This is a genomic window from Novosphingobium sp. Chol11, assembly GCF_900218065.1.
In the GTDB taxonomy this organism is placed as follows: domain Bacteria; phylum Pseudomonadota; class Alphaproteobacteria; order Sphingomonadales; family Sphingomonadaceae; genus Sphingobium; species Sphingobium agri.
On record NZ_OBMU01000001.1, the window covers coordinates 205222 to 222694 of the forward strand.

The following is a 17473-nucleotide window of genomic DNA, read 5'->3' on the forward strand; positions in this document are numbered from 1 at the left end:
CCGGCGATCAAATGGCGAATGGGCGGAGCGCCCTCAAAGGGCGGAATTGATGCTGCGCCTTACTCCCGGGACTTCCATGACCTTCATCGGCGATCAGCCGCTGATCGTGTCGCAGTCCCGGCGAGCCATCTATGAACTGAACCAGATCGCGGGCTATATCGGCTGCCGCCTGGAAGACGGCATATCCGTTTCGCAACTCGCTCAGGAAGTGGCTGACCGGGGTGTCAGTCACTCATCGGTCATGCTGCACAAGGTGCTGGCGGACTGGTCCCAATCGGGGCTGGTCCACGCCACCATCCGACCGCCCGCAAGCCCGCCCATCCTCACCCAACGCATGTCGCTGGGCGCCCGAACTTTCGCGCTGCGCTATCATGACGAGGCGTTGGCGCGGCAGATATCCCCGCTGTTCGTACATTTGGAACCTGACGCGCCGACTGAAGGGGCCCTGACGAGCTACGACCTCTGGCAGAATGAAGGCCTCTGCCTGTTCAGCCGTGACGGCGGGCCTGCCGCACTGCTGCAACTCAATCAGGCGGCCACGCTGGTCAAGGCGCAGGTCGTGCAGGACATCATCGACGATCCCCGCTGGACGCTCGCCCTGCATGCGGGATGCGTCAGCCGCGGTGGGAAGGCGCTGCTCTTGAGCGGGCCTCCGGGGGCGGGCAAGACCACGCTGATCTCCTGGCTGATCGGCGACGGCTTTGCCTATCATGGCGACGACATCAGCATGCTCGGACCCGATGGGCGGGTGCGGGGCCTGCCCTTCCTGCCGACGGTCAAGTCCGGCGCATGGCCGATGATGGCCGCGCGTTATCCGGGACGGCTTCAGCCGCTGATCCACTGGCGGCCTGACGGACGGCGCGTCCGCTATCTCGATCTGCCCGAGAAGGCAGCCCAGGAGCCGCTACCGGTCGGCTGGATCGTCAAGTTGCGGCGGACCAAAGGCGCTCCAGCCCGGCTCATCCAGCAACACCCGGCCGCACTCGTCAAACATCTTCTCTCCGAAGCCGCCTCGTCCAGCGGCGAAGCTGACCGGAGCGCGATCGACATTATGATCCGTACCGTTGGCGCGGCCCGCACGTGCATGCTGGAATATGATGATCTGGACGATGCCGCAGCCCTTCTCGGCGAATTTTGTGGCCCGGCTTGATCCTCTCCATGGCCTTCTCGCCTGCCTGCGCGGTCAATTGCCCGCGCATGCCGACTGGCCCCGCATCATCGGCCTGGCAAACAAGACCTTGTGCACGCCCGCCGTCTCCGCGCGCCTTCGGGAGGCGGGGCTCTTTCCCGAACTCCCTGCGGACGTAACCTTGTTCTTCAGCGAGATGGAGAGGCGCAATGGCGATCGCAATGATCGCCTCATGGCACAGCTGGACGAAGCGGCCGTCGTCATGAACGCCGCTGGCGTGTCACCCCTCTTGTTGAAAGGTACCGCCTGGCTCGCCCATGCGCCGCCTGAACGGCGTGCGGCGCGCATGTTGGCCGACATTGATCTCATGGTTCCCGCGGGCCATTTCCAATCCATGATCGATCAGCTTCGCGGCATCGGCTATCATCTGGAAACTACCGATCTCGAACCGGGTGTACCCGCCGTTCTTTTCCGCCCGCAAGATGCGGCGACCATAGATCTCCATTCGGAATATGGCAGTATCAACACGCTCTTCTATCGCTTCGATGATCTCGCAAAGGATGCTGCCCTGCTGGACCTGAAGGGCGGCATCATATCGTTGCCTTCGCCCGTCGCCTGCACCGCCATCCTCCTGCTGCATGACCAGCTGAAGGGCAGGGACTATCTGCGCGGCCGGATCGATCTGCGTCACCTGCTCGACATTCAGTCCTTCGCGAGCCAGTTCACCCGCGCGGACTGGGATGAGCTCAACCGGCTCTTCCGCTCGGGTTATGCGCGCAACGCAATGCGCACCCAGTTGCTGACCGCCAAGAAATTGCTGGACATGGATGTTCCACGCACCGTGACGCACGGCGCGCGCGCGCGGCTCCAATATCTCAGGCGCTTGATCCAGCTACGCTGGCCCAGCCTCGCGCCTTCTCTCACCTTCCTCTCCCTGCTGGACCCCAGCTATCTGATCGCCCGCCATGTCGCGCGGCGGGCCGGGAAGGACGGGCTATCCAAGGGCGCAACCGGACTGCCTCGGCGCGAAAGCCTGCAGCGGCTGTTCATTCGCAATGAGCTTGGCAAAATCTAGCAACGCCTAACGCGCGAACGCCTGCCGGTATCACATGTACAGCTGTTTGAGAGAAAGATGGTGCGGTCGAGAAGACTCGAACTTCCACGGCCTTTCGGCCACAACGACCTCAACGTTGCGCGTCTACCAATTCCGCCACGACCGCACATCTGAAGGGAAACCGGCGGCGCCGGTGCCTTGGTAGGAGGCGGCCCTTAGCAAAGGCTTCAAGACCATGCAACAACCGATCGTCATGCGCGTTTCTTTTGCCGAAGGATGGTGATGTCCGTGGGCGAGGGCGGAAAAGGAGAAGGTCGCATGTCCGCTCGATTCTGGTTGTTCAGCCTGGCAAGCGCCGGAGCCGCATTGACGAGCGGACTGGCGCTCGGCCTCTATGCGACGACCCCGCCGCGCGTGGCGTTTACCGACATCGAATCCTCCTATTCCGCATCTCCTGATCCTGTCATTGCGACGGATGGCGTTGATCTGGCCGGGCCCGAGGAAATCGACTGCAAGGGCTGCGGCCCAACCTTGGCGCAGCGGCAGATGACCGCGATGATGGGAAGCTGGAGCGGCTATGACGATCCGGCGGTTCAGCGGTATGAAGCGCAGGATGTACAAACCGATACCGACTGGCAGCCTCTGGACGACGCGCCGCCCTCACCGGTTCACCGCCTGCCCGCGAATATAGAGCGTTTCGCGAACGGCGATGATGCGCCGCCCCACCCCGCTCAACTGGCGCAAGGCAGCCAGTCGGCATTCGATCGGGCGCCCGCAGCAACAGTGACTTCCTATTAGCTGAGCTAAAAAGCGAGGGGCGGGACGAGGCCCTTCGCACCGTCATAGAAAAAGGGGAGGAAGCGTTTCGCTTTCCTCCCCTTCCTCTTACTCGGCGGCTACTACCGCGGCAGGTGCATCGCTCAACGGGTGAGCGAGCCGGTGCACCATCTCCTTGGGGCACACCTGCCAGAAATACCGCCGCCAGCGATCCCAATCATCCAGGATCGTGTTCGACCATTTGCTGTCGGTCGTCACCGCATGCTCTGCGATCAGCGCCTTCAGCTGCGCTTCCCAATGGGCGCTTTCCAGCCGCTGCCACACGATGCTTTCCGGATTGGCCTGCTGTTCGAAGCTGCCATCCTCGTCCAGGATGAACGCCATGCCGCCGGTCATGCCCGCGCCGAAGTTCGCGCCCGTCTTGCCCAGGATCACCGCCGTGCCGCCGGTCATATATTCGCAGCCATTGGCGCCGCAGCCTTCCACCACCACCTGCGCGCCCGAGTTACGGACGGCGAAGCGCTCACCGGCCTGACCCGCCGCGAACAGCTTGCCCGCCGTCGCGCCGTACAGCACGGTGTTACCGATGATCGTGTTGTCCTTGCTGGTCAGCGGCGAGGACACGGTGGTGCGCACGACGATCGTGCCGCCCGACAAGCCCTTGCCCACATAGTCGTTGGCGTCACCAAAGACTTCCAGCGTGATGCCCTTGCATAGGAATGCGCCCAGCGACTGACCGGCCGACCCACGCAGGCGCACGGTCAGATGCCCGTCCGCAAGGGCAGACATGCCGAACCGCTCCGTTACCGCCGCCGACAGCCGCGTGCCCACGGCGCGATGCGTGTTGCGGACCGTATAGGTCAGCTGCATCTTCTCGCCCCGCTCGAACACCGCCTTGGCATCGCGCATCATCTGCGCGTCCAGGCTGTCGGGCACCTCGTTGCGCCATTCCGTCAGGCTGAAGCGCCGCTGATCGTCGGGCGCATCCACCTTGGCAAGGATGGGGTTGAGGTCGAGGTCATCGAGATGCTCGGCGCCGCGATTGACCTGCTTCAGCAGTTCCGTCCGTCCGATCACCTCGTCCAGGCTGCGATAGCCCAGCCGCGCCAGGATCTCGCGCACTTCCTCGGCGATGAAGGTCATGAGGTTGATGACCTTCTCCGGCGTGCCGGTGAACTTCTGCCGCAGCTTTTCATCCTGCACGCAGACGCCGACCGGACAGGTGTTGCTGTGGCACTGACGCACCATGATGCAGCCCATGGCGACGAGGCTCAGCGTGCCGATGCCGAACTCCTCCGCGCCCAGGATCGCCGCAATCACGATGTCGCGGCCGGTCTTCAGGCCGCCGTCCGTGCGCAGCTTAACCCGATGGCGCAGGCCATTGAGCGTCAGCACCTGATTGGCTTCGGACAAGCCCATTTCCCAAGGGGTGCCGGCATATTTGATCGACGTCTGTGGGCTTGCGCCGGTGCCGCCGACATGGCCCGCGATCAGGATGACGTCGGCATGCGCCTTCGCCACGCCCGCCGCCACCGTGCCGATACCAGCCTGGCTCACCAGCTTGACGCACACCCGCGCGCGCGGGTTGATCATCTTGCAGTCGTAGATGAGCTGCGCCAGATCCTCGATCGAATAGATGTCATGGTGCGGCGGCGGCGAGATCAGCGTCACGCCGGGCGTCGAATGGCGCAGCCTGGCGATGAACTCGGTCACCTTGAAACCGGGCAGCTGGCCGCCTTCGCCGGGCTTGGCGCCCTGCGCGACCTTGATCTCGATCTCCTCGGCGCTGCCCAGATATTCGGCATGCACGCCAAACCTGCCACTCGCGATCTGCTTGATCACGCTGTTGGCATTGTCGCCATTCTCATAGGGCTTGAAACGGTTCGCATCCTCGCCGCCTTCGCCCGACACAGCCTTCGCGCCGATGCGGTTCATTGCGATCGCCAGCGTCTCATGCGCCTCAGGGCTGAGCGCGCCCAGCGACATGCCTGGCGTCACGAAGCGCTTGCGGATTTCCGTGGTCGCCTCGACCTCGTCGATCGGCACAGCCTCCCGCGCGAAGTTGAACTCCAGCAGGTCGCGCAGATAGACCGGCGGCAGATCCCGCACACCGCGCGAGAATTGCAGATAGGTCGAATAGCTGTCCGTTCCCACCGCCGTCTGCAACAGGTGCATCAGCTGCGCGGAATAGGCGTGGCTCTCCCCGCCATTGCGCTGGCGGTAGAAGCCGCCGACCGGCAGGCGCACGGCTGCGCTGTCATAGGCCGCTTCATGGCGCAGCACCGCATTATGGTGCAGCGACGCATAGCCTTCGCCGGAAATCTTCGCGGGCATGCCGGGGAACAGGTCGTTCACCAGCGCGCGCGACAGACCCACCGCTTCGAAATTATAGCCGCCGCGATAGCTGCTGATGACCGCGATGCCCATCTTGGACATGATCTTCAGCAGGCCTTCGTTGATGGCCGTGCGGAACCGTTCGAAACACTGGTCGAGCGAGAGGTCGCCGAACAGGCCGCGCGCATGGCGATCCGCGATGCTCGCTTCGGCCAGATAGGCGTTCACCGTGGTCGCGCCGACGCCGATCAGCACCGCGAAATAATGGGTGTCGAGCGCCTCGGCGCAGCGCACGTTGATCGACGCGTAGCTGCGCAGGCCCTTGCGGACCAGGTGCGTGTGCACCGCCGCCGCCGCCAGCACGCCAGCGATGGCGACCCGGTCGGCGTTGATATGCTCGTCGGTCAGGAAGATTTCCGTGCGGCCTTCACGCACCGCCTGCTCGGCTTCCTCGCGGATACGGGCGATGGCGGCGCGCAGCTGCTCCTGCCCGCCTTCCGCCGGGAAGGTGCAGTCGATTTCCGCAACCGCCGGGCCGAAATGGGCCTTCAGCCGCGCCCATTCGGACGAAATCAGCACCGGCGATTCCAGCACCAGCACATGGCTGTTCTGCGCTTCCTGCTCCAATATGTTGTGCAGGTTGGAAAAGCGCGTGCGCAGGCTCATCACATGCCGTTCGCGCAGGGAGTCGATCGGCGGGTTGGTGACCTGGCTGAAATTCTGGCGGAAGAAGTGGCTGACGGTGCGCGGCTTGTCGGAAATGACGGCGAGCGGCGTGTCGTCGCCCATCGATCCGACGGCTTCCTTGGCGTCCTCGACCATTGGGGCGAGGATCAGCTCCATATCCTCCAGCGACAGATTGGCGGCCACCTGGCGGCGCGTCAGTTCCGCCTTGTCCCATGCGGGCAGGGCGCTGTCAGCCTGGGGCAGATCACCGACCTTCATGAAGTCCTTGATCAGCTCGGCATAGGGCCGCTCACCCGCGATCTGGTCCTTGATCGCGCGGTCGTCGTAGATTTCGCCTTCCTGAAGGTCCACCGCGATCATCTGGCCGGGGCCCATGCGGCCCTTCTTCACGATGGTGGTTTCGGGCACCACGACCATGCCGGTTTCCGAACCCACGATCAGCAGATTGTCGCCGGTCAGCGTGTAGCGCAGCGGACGTAGCGCGTTGCGGTCGACGCCCGCCACGACCCAGCGACCATCAGTCATCGCCAGCGCGGCCGGACCATCCCACGGCTCCATGACGGAGGCGAGATATTCGTACATGTCGACATGGCTCTGCGGCGTTTCGCCAGCGGCGGCCTGCCAAGCTTCGGGCACCAGCATCAGCTTGGCGGTCGGCGCGTCACGGCCTGAACGGCAGATCGCTTCGAACACTGCGTCGAGCGCAGCGGTATCCGAAGCGCCCGCCGGGATCACGGGCTTGATGTCTTCGCTATGATCGCCAAAGGCCAGCGAGGCCATCTTGATCTCGTGGCTCTTCATCCAATTCTTGTTGCCGCGAATGGTGTTGATCTCACCATTATGCGCGAGCGTGCGGAACGGCTGGGCCAGCCACCATTGCGGGAAGGTGTTGGTCGAATAGCGCTGGTGGAAGATCGCCACCCGGCTCTCGAACCGCTCGTCCTGCAAGTCGGGATAGAAGACCGACAGCGATTCCGCGAGGAACAGCCCCTTGTAGATGATCGAACGGCAGCTCAGCGAGCAGATGTAGAAATCCTGGATCTGCGCCGCGATGACCTTCTTCTCGATCCGGCGGCGGATGAGGTAGAGGTCCTTTTCGAACTCGGTCTGGTCGCGCTCTTCGGGCATCGGCCCGGCGATCATGATCTGCTCGATTTCCGGACGGGTGCGCTGCGCCTTCTCGCCGATGACAGACACGTCGACCGGCACCTGGCGCCAGCCATAGATGGTGTAGCCCGCGTCGATGATCTCGCTCTCGACAATCGTGCGGCAAGTTTCCTGCGCGCTGAGGTCGGTGCGCGGCAGGAAGATCATGCCGACGGCGAGGCGGTTGGGCAGGGGCTTATGACCCGAATCGGCAATCGCATCGTCAAAGAAGCGCACCGGCAGGTCGACATGGATGCCCGCGCCGTCGCCAGTCTTGCCGTCCGCATCGACAGCGCCACGGTGCCACACGGCCTTCAGTGCATCGATCGCCGAAGCGACGACGCGGCGGCTCGGACGACCATCCGTCGCGGCGACAAGGCCGACGCCGCAGGCATCGCCTTCCATCTCCGGATGATACATGCCCTCGGCGGCAAGGCGCGCGCGCTCTTCGGGGCTCGCCATAAAGGGGGTCTGATCGCTCATCACTTCGTTCCTTCGTCACTCGTGGCGGCGCCGTCCTTCAGGTCGCTCGCCTTGACACCCAACAGCTTCGCCAATTTACCGCGTTCCTCTTGCGACAGGTCGGCGATCTTGCGCGGCGGCGGCAGGCTTTTTGTCGCCGCCTCCGCCTTGGCTGCCATTTCCGGCATCTTCTTCATCATTTCGGGCATCAATGCCTGCATTTCGCCCATGATCTCCGGATCCATGAACATCATCATGGACTCGCGGGCATACAGGTCCCCGGTCGACGTCTTGAAGAACGCTGATAATTCGCCAAGCTGCTTGCCGTCGAACTTGCGCGCATAGGCGCGGGTCAGCGCCTCGCGAACCTTGGGCTCGAAGCCGTCCATCATGTCGACCATCGACCCCATCATCGCATCCATGCCCAGCTTCGTGCGCTGGCGGAAATTGGGATCGATGATCGCGCTGATCTGCTCCATCGAGGATTCCTCAAGCGCCGCCAGCTTCTCTTCCGGCACACCGCCAATGCGGGCGAACTGAGCGATCGGCATCTTCATCATGCCGTCCATCATGCTGTCCATCATCTTGGACATGGTGCCGTCCATCATCCGGCGGTAGGTGCCGACCGGGAAGATCTTGTCCACGACCGGACGTGCAGCCGCCACCCGCGCGGCGTCAGGCGCGCCCTGCGCAAGGGCGGCCGGCGCGGCCAGCAGCGCCAACCCGATCAGGGAAAAGCGGAAAGCCCGCCTCACGCCGTTTGCCTTTCCCCGGCCGCCGCCTTCGCCTTGGCCCGCAGATAGCGGTGCATATGCTCGGTCACGTCGCGGCCATCGCGGATCGCCCATACGACCAGCGAAGCGCCGCGCACGATGTCGCCCGCAGCGAACACGCCGTCCATCGACGTCATCATCGTCTTGTGATCGACGCGCAGCGTGCCCCACCGCGTGACCGACAGGTCTTCCGCGCCGAACAGCTTTGGCAGCTCTTCGGGGTCATAGCCCAGCGCCTTGATGACCATGTCGGCTTCCAGCGTATATTCAGTCCCCGGATCGGCTTCCGGCGCGCGGCGGCCGGACGCGTCGGGCTGGCCAAGGCGCATCTTCGTCACCTTGACGCCGGTCACATGTTCCGTGCCTTCGAACGCGATCGGCGCGGAGAGCCAGACGAACTCGACGCCTTCCTCCTCCGCATTCTGCACCTCGCGCTGCGAACCGGGCATATTGTCCCGGTCGCGGCGATAAAGGCACTTCACCGACGTCGCGCCCTGGCGGATGGCGGTGCGGACGCAATCCATCGCCGTGTCGCCGCCGCCGATGACCACGATCTTCTTGCCATTGGCGTGCAGCGTGCCGTCCTCATGCTCGGGCACTGCATCGCCAAAGCCCGCCTTGTTGGAGGCGGTGAGAAAGTCGAGCGCCTTGATCACGCCCTTGGCTCCGACGCCCGGCGCCTTGATGTCGCGCGGCTTGTAGACGCCGGTCGCGATCAGGATGGCGTCATGGCGGCTGCGCAGTTCCTCCATCGACGCATCGCGGCCGACTTCGAAGCCCTCATGGAAGACAATGCCGCCATCCTTCAGCCGCTGCACACGACGCATGACGACGTCCTTCTCCAGCTTGAAACCGGGGATGCCGTAAGTCAGCAGCCCGCCCGCGCGGTCATGCCGGTCGTAGACATGGACGTCATAGCCAGCGGCGCGCAGATATTCGGCGGTGGTCAGGCCCGCTGGACCGGCGCCGATCACGCCGACCGACTGGCCGAGCGGCTGGCCGGGCACCAGCGGCTCTACCCAGCCTTCCTTCCAGGCCGTGTCGGTGATGAACTTTTCGACCGACCCGATCGTGACGGCGCCATGACCTGAAAATTCGATGACGCAATTGCCTTCGCACAGGCGGTCCTGCGGGCAGATGCGGCCACAAATCTCCGGCATCGTGCTGGTCAGGTTGGAAAGTTCATAGGCTTCGCGCAACCGTCCCTCGGCCGTCAGGCGCAACCAGTCGGGGATGTGGTTGTGCAGCGGACAGTGGGTCGCGCAATAGGGCACGCCGCATTGCGAGCAGCGCGACGCCTGTTCTTCCGCCTTCTCCAGCAGGAAACTGCGGCTGATTTCCATGAAGTCGTCGGCGCGATCATCCGCCGAACGCTTCTCGGGATAGGCTTGGCCCGTTCCCACGAATTTCAGCATTGGATTGTCAGCCATGATGAGTCCCTAAAATGAATTCAGGGCGCACATAGCAGAAAAACCGGCGGAGTCACGTGGATTCTGCGATATAGGACAGCCTTAATTACCTAAAATAGCGGCGTTTGCAGCACGCCCTATCAGTCACAAGTGCAGATCACGCCATCATTGGTCCACATCGGCCCTATCGCATCGCCAGCCACAGCAGTGCTGCCGTTCCAGCGATGATCCTGTACCAGGCGAAAGGCACAAAGCCTTGGCGCGAGACAAGGCCGACAAACCAACGGATTACCAGCAGCGCGACGATGAAGGAGACGACGAAGCCCAGGGCGATGCTGCTCCAGCCAACCGTGGCAGAAGTGATGTCGCTTCCCTTTTTAAACAGTTCCAATGTCGACGCGCCCAACATGGTCGGGACCGCCAGGAAAAAGCTGAACTCCGCTGCCGTCCGCCGCTCCACCCCAAGCGACAAGGCGCCCATGATCGTCGCGCCCGACCGGCTGACGCCCGGAATCATGGAAATGCACTGGATAAGGCCGATGCCCACGACCCGAGCCAGCGGGATATCGGCAATGCCGTGGAAGCGATTGTCCTTCGCCATCCGTTCGATCAACAATATCGCGACACCGCCGATGATCAGCGCCCAGGCGACGACTTGCGGCGCGCCCAGCAGCACCTCGATATAATCATGCATCGCCAGCCCGATCACGACGGACGGCAGGAACGCGACCAGCAGATTGCGCAGGAACCGCCAGCTCGTCGGCTCCTTGCGGAACAACCCCATCGCAACGGCCCAGAATGTCCGCCAGTAAAGCACCACCACCGCCAGGATCGCGCCCAGCTGAATGATGACGTTGAACATCGCCCATGTCGCGGCGTCATAGCCCAGCAACTCGCTGGCCAGGATCAGGTGCCCGGTGGACGATACCGGCAGGAACTCGGTCAATCCCTCGACAATGCCAAGCAGGATGACCGTCAGATAATGGTCCATGGGCGGCTCTGGTCCTTGAACTGATAGGGGAAATCGGCCCGGAAGAGGGCGGAGGGATGGTCCCGCCTATTGTGCAGATGCGCCGCGCTGGCGCAATGCGGGCGCGACGCTCACCGCCGCGCCATCCCGTCAGCCCATCGACAGTTTGCCTCGCGGCGATGAATGCACCCTTTTGATTTCAGGCCTTCACGCGTCCTGCAAAGCGCCCGTGGCGGCGATAGCGGACCAGCCAGCTGTCGGCGATGGCTTCCATCGGTGTCGGCGACACGCCCAGCTCCGCCAGTCCCGGCGCGCCCGGCGACACGACATTGTCCCGCTGCAACATCGCATATTGATCGCGCGTGATCGGCGCGCCCGGCAGCCAGCCCAGGCTCGCGATCGCCGACGCGATCGAGGGCGGCACCGCCACCAGGCTGCGATCCCGGCCGATCGCCTTGCCGATCCAGCGGTTGAGTTCCATCATGCTGATCTGGCGCGGGCCGCCCAGCTCGAACGTCCGGCCGCCATGCCGGTCCGGGTCGGCCGCTGCGTTCGCGATCGCCTGTGCGACGTCGGCGACATAGACGGGCTGGAACTTCGTGTCCGCACCGATCACCGGCACGACAGGCAGTCGGCTGATCAACTCGGCAAAGCGGTTGAGGAACTGATCTTCCGGGCCGAAGATGATGGACGGGCGAATGATGGTCGCGTTCGGGAACGCCGCTTTGACCGCCGCGTCGCCCGCGGCCTTGGACCGGCCATATTCGGACTGGCTCTGTGCATCGGCACCGATCGCGGACACATGGACCAGGGCGCGGGCTCCGGCATCCGCCGCGGCCTTCGCGATATTGGCCGCGCCGTCATGATGCGATCCTTCCAGATCGCCGCTCAGGACGCCCACCAGATTGATGACGATGTCGCTGCCCGCGACCGCCCGTGCAACGCTTTGCGCATTGCGGATGTCGGCTGCCACGAACTGCTTCTGGCCAAGGGCGCCCAGCGGCTGCACGCGCAGCGCCCCCGCCAGATCGCGCTGCGCGATGCGGACGCGCGCGCCTCGCTCCATCAGGGCCTGGGCGACCTGCCGGCCAAGGAAGCCGCCGCCGCCGAACACCGTAACCAGACTGTCCTTCATCACGCGTTCCATGCCTGTCCTGCTTGGGGGAAGAGTCAGCTCCCCTTGCAACAGCCGCCGCCTGCTGACAACAGCCGGGCGCCCGCCGATGTTCCTTTTTTAGCCGATCCATCCCTGCAGGCCCGCGATCATCCACAGGCCAAGGACGAGGAACAGCAGCGCCGCGCCGATCTGCAAGGCGCGCATCGGCACCTTCTGCGCCAGGGCCTCGCCGAACAGGACGGCCGGGACATTGGCGATCATCATGCCCAGCGTCGTGCCCGTCGTCACCGCCAGTACATCGTCGAACCTTGCGCCCAGCGCCACCGTCGCGACCTGCGTCTTGTCGCCCATCTCGACGAGGAAGAAGGCGACCAGCGTCGTCACGAACACGCCCGCCTTCGACGGCGCCTTCAGCGGCTCATCCTCATCGATCTTGTCGGGGATCAGCGTCCATGCCGCCATCGCGATGAAGCTCGTCGCCACGGCATAGCGGAACCAGGGCTGCGTCAGCACCCCCGCGATCGAATGGCCGACCATCGCCGCCAGGAAATGATTGGCCATGGTAGCGAACAATATGCCCATGATGATCGGCACCGGCTTTCGAAAGCGGGTGGCGAGCAGCATGGCCAGCAATTGCGTCTTGTCGCCCATCTCGGCAAGCGCGACCAGGGCAGTGGAGGTGAAGAGAGCGTCCATCATGTGCATATCCGGGGCCGGGCGAAGGGTTGAAGACGCAATGCCACCGCCTCCTCCCGCCCGGCCGGACAGGGAAGAGCCGATGCCATTGGTCTCGCCCGATACGGCCGCGCAGGCTTTCGCCCCGACGCTCCGCATCCCGCATGCCACGGCCTCTCGGCCAAATATGTTGACAGGCGGCCCGTTCGACCGAGGCGAACGGCTGGCTACTCCCCAGATGACGGGGTGCACTTAGGGGAGATTGGTGGCGGATGCAATGTCGCGGAGCTCGGAAACGGCTTGCCGCAGCGAACGCGGAACGGCTGGCTCTATCCTCCTCCCGCCAGGGGTGGGTAAGCAGCTTTACTCCGCAGCGTCCGCTACCACGTCCGGCAACGCCCGTACCGCTTCAGGAGAGGCTGGTTCCCGCACCAACGCTTCCACCGGTTCCAGCGCCTCCAGTTCCCGTCCGCCGGTTTCGATATTGAGGTCGCGCAGCTTGCGGCCCGTCACCAGCACCCGGCCTTCGAAGCTGCCGACGAACGCATTATAGTCGCTCACCGCCCCCGTCAGCCGATTGCCGAGCTTCTTGAGCGATCCGGCCGCGCCCGCCAGCCGCTCGTACAATTCCTTGCCGAGCGCGCCGATCCGCTTGGCTTCCTCCGCCATCTTCTCCTGCCGCCACACTGCCGCGACGGTGCGGGCGATGGCGATGAGGTTGGTCGGCGTCGCCAGCAGCACCCGCTTGCCAAAGGCGTGGTCCCAAAGCTGCGGATCATGCTCCAGAGCGGCGGAAAGGAAATGCTCGCCCGGTACGAACATGATGACATAGTCCGGCGCATCGTCGAACTGGTCGGCATAGCTTTTCCGCCCCAGCGTCTCGACATGCGCGCGCATCGCGGCGGCGTGAGCGGATAGCAGCCGCTTGCGCTCGTCCTCGCCCTCTGCGCCATAAGCGTCCTGATAGGCATTCAAGGACACCTTGGCGTCGATCACCAGCGCCCGCCCGCCCGGCACGCGCAGGATCGCGTCGGGCCGCAGACGCCCATCCTCGCCCTCGACGCTGACTTCGGTGCGGAAGTCGACATGTTCCGAAAGCCCGCACGTCTCCAGCACGTTGCGCAACTGCTGCTCGCCCCAGCGGCCGCGCGCCTTGGGGGCATGGCGCAGCGAATCGACCAGCCGCTGCGCTTCGGCGCGCACGGCTTCCTGGCCCGACTTCATCGACTCGATCTCGCCGCGCAATATGCCATAGGCTTCGGTGCGCTGCTGCTCGATCTGGCTGATCTTCTGGTCGTAGCGCTGGATCGTTTCATTGACCGGATGCAGCAATTGCTTGAGCTGCGCCTCGCTCTTCTCATGCGCCTGCGCCAGCCGCTGGTCCGCGCGCTCCAGGAAATGGCTCTGCGCCTGATGCAGCAGCTTGCCGCCGATCTCGCTGAACTGCGCCGACAGCTGCTCCTTCGCATCCTTCAGCGCCACGATCTGCGCCTCGAAAGCTTCCGCCCGCGCCTGCGCCTCGGATCGCAGCGCCGCGAGTTCCCGCTCGGCAAGTCCCCGCGCCGCCCGCTCATCCTCCAGCCGCTGCGCCAGCACCCCTGCCTGCGCCGCCCGGTCCTGCGCCACCACCAGTTCCTGCAAGGCGCTGTTTCGCTGCGCCTCCGCCTGGGTCAGCCGCGACGTCAGCTCTGCCTTCTCCGCCGCCAAAGGCGTCAGCGCCTTGCCGCGAAACAGCCAGCCGAGCCCCAGCCCTGCGACCAGGGCGGCCAGACTGAGAATGATGGCTAGGCTGTCCATGAAAATCCCCCTGTGGAACGAAAGGTGAACCTAGCCGCCCGCCCATCATGCCGCAAGCGCTAGTTACCCCACCGCGTCGCGAAAGTGGCAAAGGCGCGCCACCGCCTCGTCGATCACCGCATCGCTCTTGGAAAAGCACAGCCGCACCAGATGCTTGACCGCCGCATCGGGATAGAAGGCGGAAATCGGGATCGCCGCCACCCCCGCCTCGCCGATGATCCGCTCGCAAAACGCCACATCGTCCAACGCGATGCCCGACCCGCGAAGATCGAGCGTGACGAACCAGGTCGCAGCGCTCCGCTGCACATCATATCCGCCCGCGCGCAAGCCATCGACCAGCCGGTCGCGCGAATCCTGATAGCCCGCCCGCATGGCCGCGAACCAGTCATCGGGTTTCGTCAGCCCTTCCGCCACCGCCCATTGCAGGTTCGGCGCGCTGGTAAAGGTCAGGAACTGATGCGCCCGCCCCAGCAAGCGCGCCACGGGCGGCGCCGCGCACATCCAGCCGATCTTCCAGCCGGTGAGCGAGAATATCTTGCCTGCCGATCCGATCTTCACCGTCCGCTCCGCCATGCCGGGGAAGCGCATCAGCGGCTGATGGGTACGGCTGTCGAAGGTCACATGCTCCCACACCTCGTCGCAAATGGCGATCAGGTCATGTTCGACGCAGAAGGCCGCCAGCATCGCCAACTCGGCCTCGGCCATGATGCTGCCGCTGGGATTGAGCGGATTGTTGAGGATCAGCAGGCGGGTGCGCGGCCCGACCGCTGCCTCCAGCGCCTCTTGCGTCACCCGCCAGTCGGGCGGCGTCAGCCTGATCACCCTAGCGACTCCGCCCGCGCGCTCCACCAGCGGCAGATAGGCGTCATAAAGCGGCGCGAGCAGCAGCACCTCGTCGCCCGGCTGCACCAGCGCGAACAGGCTGGCCGCGATCGCTTCGGTCGCGCCGGAAGTGACGATCACCGCTTCGGGCTCAAGCGCCAGCCCCTGATGCCGCCCATAATGCGCCGCCACCGCCGCCCGCAATTCCGGCAAGCCGCCACTTGGCGGATATTGGTTGGACCGGGTCATCAAGGCGTCTGCGGCCCCGCGCAATATGTCCTCGGGCCCTTGCGCGTTGGGAAAGCCTTGGCCGAGGTTGATCGCACCCGTCTCGCGCGCGCGGGCGGACATTTTCTCGAAGATGGTGGCGGGCATTTCCCGATAAACGGGATGGCCAAGAGGCGCGCTGGTCATGGTGCGAGACTATCGCGCGCAACTGCCGGAGTATAGCGCGCTGGAAAACGTCAACTCATCTAACCCCGTTCGGGTTGAGCTTGTCGAAGCCCTCCACTTCTTCAAGCGGAAGAGCGGAAGTAGCGAACGCCACTCGGGAGAGGCTAGCTCTCACCCACGGCACCTTACGCCGCCGAATAAACCGGATGACCGTCCCCCGGACGGTCATTTAATCCGGTTTATTCCCACTCGATCGTGCCCGGCGGCTTCGAGGTATAGTCGTAAACCACGCGGTTGATGCCCTTGACCTCATTGATGATCCGCGTCGCCACGCGGCTGAGGAAGGAGGCGTCGAACGGGTAAATGTCCGCCGTCATGCCATCGGTCGATGTCACCGCCCGCAGCGCGCAGACGCTGTCATAGGTGCGATGGTCGCCCATCACGCCCACCGTGCGCACCGGCAGCAGCACGGCAAAGGCCTGCCAGATCGCGTCATACAGCCCGGCGTTGCGGATTTCTTCCAGATAGATGAGGTCCGCCTTGCGCAGAATGTCGCAGCGTTCCTTGTTCACCTCGCCCGGAATGCGGATCGCCAGGCCGGGGCCGGGGAAGGGGTGACGCCCCACGAACACCTCGGGCAGGCCAAGCTCACGGCCCAGAACCCGCACTTCGTCCTTGAACAGCTCGCGCAGCGGCTCGACCAGCTTCATGTTCATGCGCTCGGGCAGGCCGCCGACATTATGGTGGCTCTTGATCGTCACCGAAGGGCCGCCGGTGAAGCTCACGCTTTCGATGACGTCGGGATAAAGCGTCCCCTGCGCCAGGAAAGCCGCGCCGCCGATCTTCTTGGCCTCATCCTCAAACACGTCGATGAAGGTCTTGCCGATGAACTTGCGCTTGGCTTCCGGGTCGGTGACGCCCTCCAAGCCCTTCATGAACAGCGTCTCGGCATTCACATGGACGAGCGGGATATTGTAGCTGCCCCGGAACAGGCTCACCACCTGCTCGGCTTCACCGCTGCGCATCAGGCCATGGTCCACGAAGACGCAGGTCAGCTGGTCGCCGATCGCCTCATGGATCAGCACGGCCGCGACGGCACTATCGACGCCGCCGGAAAGGCCGCAGATCACCTTGCCATCACCCACCTGCTCGCGGATCTCGGCGATCTTGGTCGCGCGGAACTCGGCCATGGTCCAGTCGCCCTTCAGGCCGCAGACATGGCGCGCGAAATTGGCGATCAGCTTGCCGCCGTCGGGCGTATGCACGACTTCGGGGTGGAATTGCGTGGCGTAGAAGCGCTTTTCCTCGTTCGCGGTCATCGCAAAGGGCGCGCCTTCGCTCACCGCCACCACTTCGAAACCGGGGGCAAGGCTGGTAACCTTGTCGCCATGGCTCATCCACACCTGATGCCGTTCGCCTTCGGCCCACAGGCCGTCGAACAGGGCGCAGCGCTTCTTGATCTCGATGAAGGCGCGGCCGAACTCGCCGCTTTCGCCGCCTTCGACATTTCCGCCCATCTGCTGCATCATCGTCTGCTGGCCATAGCAGATGCCCAGGATCGGGATGCCCGCGTCGAAGAAGGACTGCGGCGCGCGCGGGCTGTCTTCCCACATCACCGAAGACGGTCCGCCCGACAGGATGATGCCCTTGGGCTGCATCCGCTTGAAAGCCTCATCGGCGCTGTTGAACGGCGCGATCTCGGAATAGACGCCCGCCTCGCGCACGCGGCGCGCGATCAGCTGCGTCACCTGGCTGCCGAAATCCACGATAAGGATGGAATCCTGAAGGGGCAGCGTCATCGAATCGCCTTTACGAACCGGAGGAAATGGGATGCCGCGCGGTTAGTGCGCTTGGCTCCTCTTGTCCAGCGAAGGCACGGCCCGCGCCCGTCCCGCCGCCCAGCCGAGCAGCGCCGCGCCGCCCAGCAC

Annotated in this window: 12 protein-coding genes, 1 tRNA gene and 1 riboswitch; of the genes, 3 read left to right on the forward strand and 10 right to left on the reverse strand. The window is 64.4% G+C overall.

Annotated elements, in window-relative coordinates; translation table 11 throughout:
- The first annotated feature begins 76 nt into the window (after positions 1-76).
- Together NCHOL11_RS00985 and NCHOL11_RS00990 are read left to right on the forward strand one after the other, a co-directional pair.
- Positions 77-1150 carry a hypothetical protein gene (locus NCHOL11_RS00985; protein WP_097090676.1) on the forward strand — a complete coding sequence of 358 codons (1074 nt, stop codon included), beginning with the start codon at positions 77-79 and terminating at the stop codon, positions 1148-1150.
- On the forward strand, positions 1095-2204 hold the full coding sequence (locus NCHOL11_RS00990) for a nucleotidyltransferase family protein (protein ID WP_097090677.1): 1110 nt from the start codon (positions 1095-1097) through the stop codon (positions 2202-2204). Before NCHOL11_RS00985 ends, NCHOL11_RS00990 begins: the two co-directional genes overlap by 56 nt.
- A 58-nt stretch (positions 2205-2262) precedes the next feature.
- On the opposite strand, the gene NCHOL11_RS00995 is transcribed toward NCHOL11_RS00990, so the two are convergent.
- A tRNA-Leu gene (locus tag NCHOL11_RS00995) sits at positions 2263-2349 on the reverse strand.
- Between the two features lie 152 nt (positions 2350-2501).
- Here NCHOL11_RS00995 and NCHOL11_RS01000 point away from each other — a divergent pair.
- Positions 2502-2981, forward strand: a complete 480-nt coding sequence (locus NCHOL11_RS01000) for a hypothetical protein (RefSeq protein ID WP_097092636.1) — start codon at positions 2502-2504, stop codon at positions 2979-2981.
- 87 nt (positions 2982-3068) lie between these two features.
- Here the strand turns inward: NCHOL11_RS01000 and gltB are convergent, their stop codons facing one another.
- The 9 genes from gltB to guaA form a co-directional block, all read right to left on the reverse strand.
- Positions 3069-7610, reverse strand: coding sequence for a glutamate synthase large subunit (gene gltB, locus NCHOL11_RS01005; protein WP_097092637.1), 4542 nt, complete (start codon positions 7608-7610; stop codon positions 3069-3071).
- On the reverse strand, positions 7610-8344 hold the full coding sequence (locus tag NCHOL11_RS01010) for a DUF2059 domain-containing protein (RefSeq protein WP_141397795.1): 735 nt from the start codon (positions 8342-8344) through the stop codon (positions 7610-7612). Before NCHOL11_RS01010 ends, gltB begins: the two co-directional genes overlap by 1 nt.
- A complete protein-coding gene (locus NCHOL11_RS01015) occupies positions 8341-9792 on the reverse strand; it encodes an NAD(P)-dependent oxidoreductase (RefSeq protein ID WP_097090679.1) in 1452 nt (483 codons plus the stop codon). The genes NCHOL11_RS01010 and NCHOL11_RS01015 overlap by 4 nt, the downstream gene beginning before the upstream one ends.
- Before the next feature lie 163 nt (positions 9793-9955).
- A complete protein-coding gene (locus NCHOL11_RS01020; RefSeq protein ID WP_097090680.1) occupies positions 9956-10762 on the reverse strand; it encodes an undecaprenyl-diphosphate phosphatase in 807 nt (268 codons plus the stop codon).
- Positions 10763-10940: 178 nt separating this feature from the next.
- The gene (locus NCHOL11_RS01025) at positions 10941-11888 is read right to left on the reverse strand and encodes a complex I NDUFA9 subunit family protein (protein ID WP_097090681.1); all 948 of its coding nucleotides are present in this window, start codon (positions 11886-11888) and stop codon (positions 10941-10943) included.
- 87 nt (positions 11889-11975) lie between these two features.
- Positions 11976-12554 carry a TMEM165/GDT1 family protein gene (locus NCHOL11_RS01030; RefSeq protein ID WP_097092638.1) on the reverse strand — a complete coding sequence of 193 codons (579 nt, stop codon included), beginning with the start codon at positions 12552-12554 and terminating at the stop codon, positions 11976-11978.
- 100 nt (positions 12555-12654) lie between these two features.
- Positions 12655-12782, reverse strand: a riboswitch (yybP-ykoY riboswitch).
- Positions 12783-12896: 114 nt separating this feature from the next.
- Positions 12897-14330 (reverse strand): DNA recombination protein RmuC, encoded by a 1434-nt coding sequence (rmuC, locus tag NCHOL11_RS01035; RefSeq protein WP_097090682.1) that lies wholly within the window; start codon positions 14328-14330, stop codon positions 12897-12899.
- 63 nt (positions 14331-14393) lie between these two features.
- A complete protein-coding gene (locus NCHOL11_RS01040) occupies positions 14394-15566 on the reverse strand; it encodes an aminotransferase (RefSeq protein ID WP_097090683.1) in 1173 nt (390 codons plus the stop codon).
- A gap of 218 nt (positions 15567-15784) precedes the next feature.
- Positions 15785-17344: a glutamine-hydrolyzing GMP synthase gene (gene guaA, locus NCHOL11_RS01045; RefSeq protein ID WP_097090684.1), complete on the reverse strand. Its 1560-nt coding sequence runs from the start codon at positions 17342-17344 to the stop codon at positions 15785-15787.
- Between the last annotated feature and the right edge of the window lie 129 nt (positions 17345-17473).